Source organism: Candidatus Aminicenantes bacterium (assembly GCA_026393855.1).
Lineage (GTDB): Bacteria > Acidobacteriota > Aminicenantia > Aminicenantales > UBA4085 > UBA4085.
In genome coordinates this window covers 1-3,428 of record JAPKZJ010000052.1, presented here as the reverse complement: position 1 = coordinate 3,428, position 3,428 = coordinate 1, and the positions used below count along the sequence as shown (strand labels likewise).

Annotated in this window: 3 protein-coding genes; 2 read left to right on the top strand and 1 reads right to left on the bottom strand. The window is 61.9% G+C overall.

Translation table 11 applies throughout. The features are described from left to right. A partial coding sequence (locus tag NTZ26_05600; protein MCX6559973.1) for a hypothetical protein occupies positions 1-249 on the bottom strand: 249 nt, incomplete at its 3' end. A gap of 157 nt (positions 250-406) precedes the next feature. On the opposite strand from NTZ26_05600, the gene tmk reads away from it, so the two are divergent. Both tmk and NTZ26_05590 read left to right on the top strand, forming a co-directional pair. Then, a complete protein-coding gene (gene tmk / locus NTZ26_05595) occupies positions 407-1,033 on the top strand; it encodes a dTMP kinase (protein ID MCX6559972.1) in 627 nt (208 codons plus the stop codon). Positions 1,034-1,039: 6 nt separating this feature from the next. Then, positions 1,040-3,428 (top strand): PBP1A family penicillin-binding protein (locus NTZ26_05590; protein MCX6559971.1); only part of this gene is annotated, 2,389 nt, incomplete at its 3' end.

Genomic DNA, 3,428 nt, shown 5'->3' with positions numbered 1-3,428 from the left:
GGCTTGCTTCTCCACCCTGGTTGTCTCGATCTTGACGACGGCGGGACCGACCCGGTCCGAGACTTTGACGAAATCAAGCTCGGGCTTGATGGCTGTCGACTGGGCGAAAAGGGCGGTCCCGGAACCGGAGGATTTGTCCAGGAAGGACCGGGCCGAGGCGTTGCGCTCGGGCAGAAAAACAAAGATATATCCTGCTGCCAGAATACCCAAAGCGAAGCTGGCCAAAGAGATCCATACGACTTTCTTCATCGGGCGTCCTCCATGTGAGATCGCGGAAGGCTGTCTGCTGCCTTGATGCTAAGCATTCAAGATAGCATAGTCCACCGTCATTTTCAAACATGCTTTCAACGCCCGGAGCGGGCTCCGCGTTGCATTTTCCCACCTCCAAGGCTAAGATGGTCGGGACATGAAAAAAGGCCTTTTGATCGTCTTGGAAGGGATCGACGGGGCTGGAAAATCCACTCAAGCCAAGGGGCTCATCCGGCGCCTCCGGTATCGCGGTTTCGACGCCGTTTCGTTCCGGGAACCGACCCGGGGACGTTACGGGCGGGAAATCCGCAACAAGGCTCGGACCGACGGGTCGCTCACTCCTAAGCAGGAGCTGAATCTGTTTCTGCTGGACCGGCGCGAAAACGTCACGAAAAATATCCGCCCGGCGCTCTCCGCCGGCCGGATTGTGGTCATGGATAGATACTATTTCTCGACCATCGCCTACCAGGGAGCCAAGGGGCTCGATCTGGAATTTCTCCGGCGGGCCAACGAGCGCTTTGCTCCCCGGCCCGACCTGGTCTTCATTCTCGACTTACCGGCGGCCCAGGGGTTGGACCGGATCGGCGGCCGCAAGACCCGCGATCTGCTTTTTGAGCGCGACGGCTACCTGCGGCGCGTCAGGCGCATCTTCCGGGGGCTCCAGGGGAGGCGGTTCGTCCATTTGGACGCCGGCTGCGGCCGCCGCGAGCTGGGGGACGAAATTCTGGCTCGAGTTCTGACGCTCCGCGGCCCCGTAGTCCTTAAATCCCGACGCGAGGATTGAAAAATCATGAGTCCGGCCAAGAAAATCTGGAAGATCCGCATCGTCCCGACCGATAAAAAGAAGCTATTCCGTCACCTGCTGATCGGCTTGGTCTTCGCTACGGCCATCCTTCTGGGAGGCCTTCTGGGCACCTACATCGCCATCAAGCAGGGCTTACCGGACGTGGGGGAGATCGAGAAGCTGACCCCGAGCCTGACCACCGCCATCCTGGCTGACGATGGCCGCACCATCAAGGAGATTGGTCCCGAGAAGCGCATTTTGATCGCCTACGATAAAATCCCCGAGACGCTCAAGCAGGCCATCCTGGCCACCGAAGACCCCCGCTTCTTCAAGCACAAGGGCGTGGACATGCGGGGCTTCGTCCGGGCCATCTGGCAGAACATCTGGCACGTCTTCGGCGGGCGCAAGCTGGAGGGCGGCTCCACCATCACCCAGCAGCTGGCCCGGGAGTTCTTCCTCTACCGCCAGCAGACGATCCACCGCAAGCTGGTCGAATGGGTCCTGGCCATCCAGATCGAAAAGCGCTATTCCAAAGAGAAGATCTTCGAAATGTACTGCAACCAGTTCAACCTGGGCCACGGCGCCTATGGCATCGAGGCGGCGGCGCATCTGTTCTTCGGTAAAAGCGTCACCGACCTGACCTTGGACGAGAGCGCCATGATCGCCGGGATCTTCCGCGGTCCCTCCCGCTATTCGCCCTACAACGCCCCCGAGCTGACCCTAAACCGCCGCAATCACGTCCTGACTCGGATGGTCGAGGAGGGCTACGTGGCCAAGGACCTGGCCGACGGGACGAAGAAGAAGCCGCTCAGCGTTCTGCCCCTCGGCCGCAGCGACTCGGACTTCGGGGCGACGTTTTTCGAGGAGGTCCGGCGCTACATCGTCTCGGCTTACGGCGAGGACGCCCTCTACCGCGGCGGGCTCAAGGTCTATACGACCCTCTCCGTCGACGCCCAGGCCTCGGCCGAGTCCGCTCTGGACAAGGGTTTGCGCGAACACGACAAGCGGCGCGGCTGGCGCAAGGATAAGCCTCTTCTGACCGAAGACAAAGCCTTCCTGATGAGCGGACGCACGCTGGACGATTACTGGCTCAAGTCCTGGCTTTCGCCCCGGGTCGAGCCCGGAGACGTCATCGAAGCCATCGTCCAGGCGGTGACCAAGACCGAAGTCCGGGTCCGGGTCAAAAACTACTCGGGCCGCATGCGCAACGACGATATCGAGCGATGGACGGGGACCAAGCAGTTCGACCGGCTCCTAAAGCCCGGCCACGTCGTTCCGGTGCTGATCAAGAGCAAGGACGAGACGAAGAAGGAGCTCGTCGTCTCCCTCGATCAGGTGCCGCTGGCCGAGGCCGCCTTCCTCGCCGTCGAGCCCCAAACCGGCCAGATCAAGGCCATGATCGGCGGTTATTCCTTCGGCCGCAGCCAGCTCAATCGGGCCACCCAGACCGCCCGCCAGGCCGGCTCCTCGATCAAGCCCCTGCTCTACACGGCCGCCCTGGACAACGGCTTCACCGCGGCTTCCCGGATCGAGGACAAGCCCACGGATTTCCAGGACAAGTGGTCCCACGAGACCTGGACGCCCAAGAACTACGACCGCCAGTACAAGGGCATGGTGACGCTGCGCTGGGGCCTGGAGGAATCGCGCAACGTGGTCACGGCCACCATTCTCGACCAGATCACGCCCCAGACGGGGGTGGATTATTGCAAGAAGTTCGGCATTTCCACGACCCTTTATCCCTATCTGTCGCTCGCCCTGGGGACGTTCGATATGCGGTTGATCGAGATGGTTTCGGCCTATTCGGTCTTCCCCAACCGCGGGGTTCGGGTCAAGCCGTACTACATCACCCGGATCGAAGACCGCGATGGAAACATCCTGGAGGAGGCCAAGATCGAGTCCGAGGACGTCATCTCGCCCCAGACCGCCTACCTGATGACCTATTTGCTGCAGGGTGTCGTGGAGCGAGGTACGGCCGCCTCGGCTTCCGGTCTGCTGGCGGATAAGCCGCTGGCCGGCAAGACCGGGACGACCGACAAATACACCGACGCCTGGTATATCGGGTTCTCGCCCTCGCTTTGCGCCGGCGTCTGGGTCGGGCACGACGACAACCAATCGCTGGGCACCAACGAGACCGGCGCCTCGGCGGCGCTCCCGATCTGGACGGAGTTCTTCCGGGGGGTCATCCAAGCCGAGAAGAAGCGGGCCGAGGCGGCCAAGGCCGATATCAAGCCCGAGGAGTTCCTCGTCCCTCAGGGCATCGTCTTCGAGGCCATCGATCGCAAGACGGGCTTGCGCCCGGCTTCGTTCTGCAAATGGCGCTTCATGGAAGCCTTTCTGGACGGCACCGAGCCGATGCGCTACTGCTCGCTCGAGGATCATCTGCTCGTCCTCAACT

Excerpts from the sequence above, each read along its gene's own strand:
- tmk (MCX6559972.1), top strand. The coding sequence starts at position 407 with ATGAAAAAAGGCCTTTTGATCGTCTTGGAAGGGATCGACGGGGCTGGA.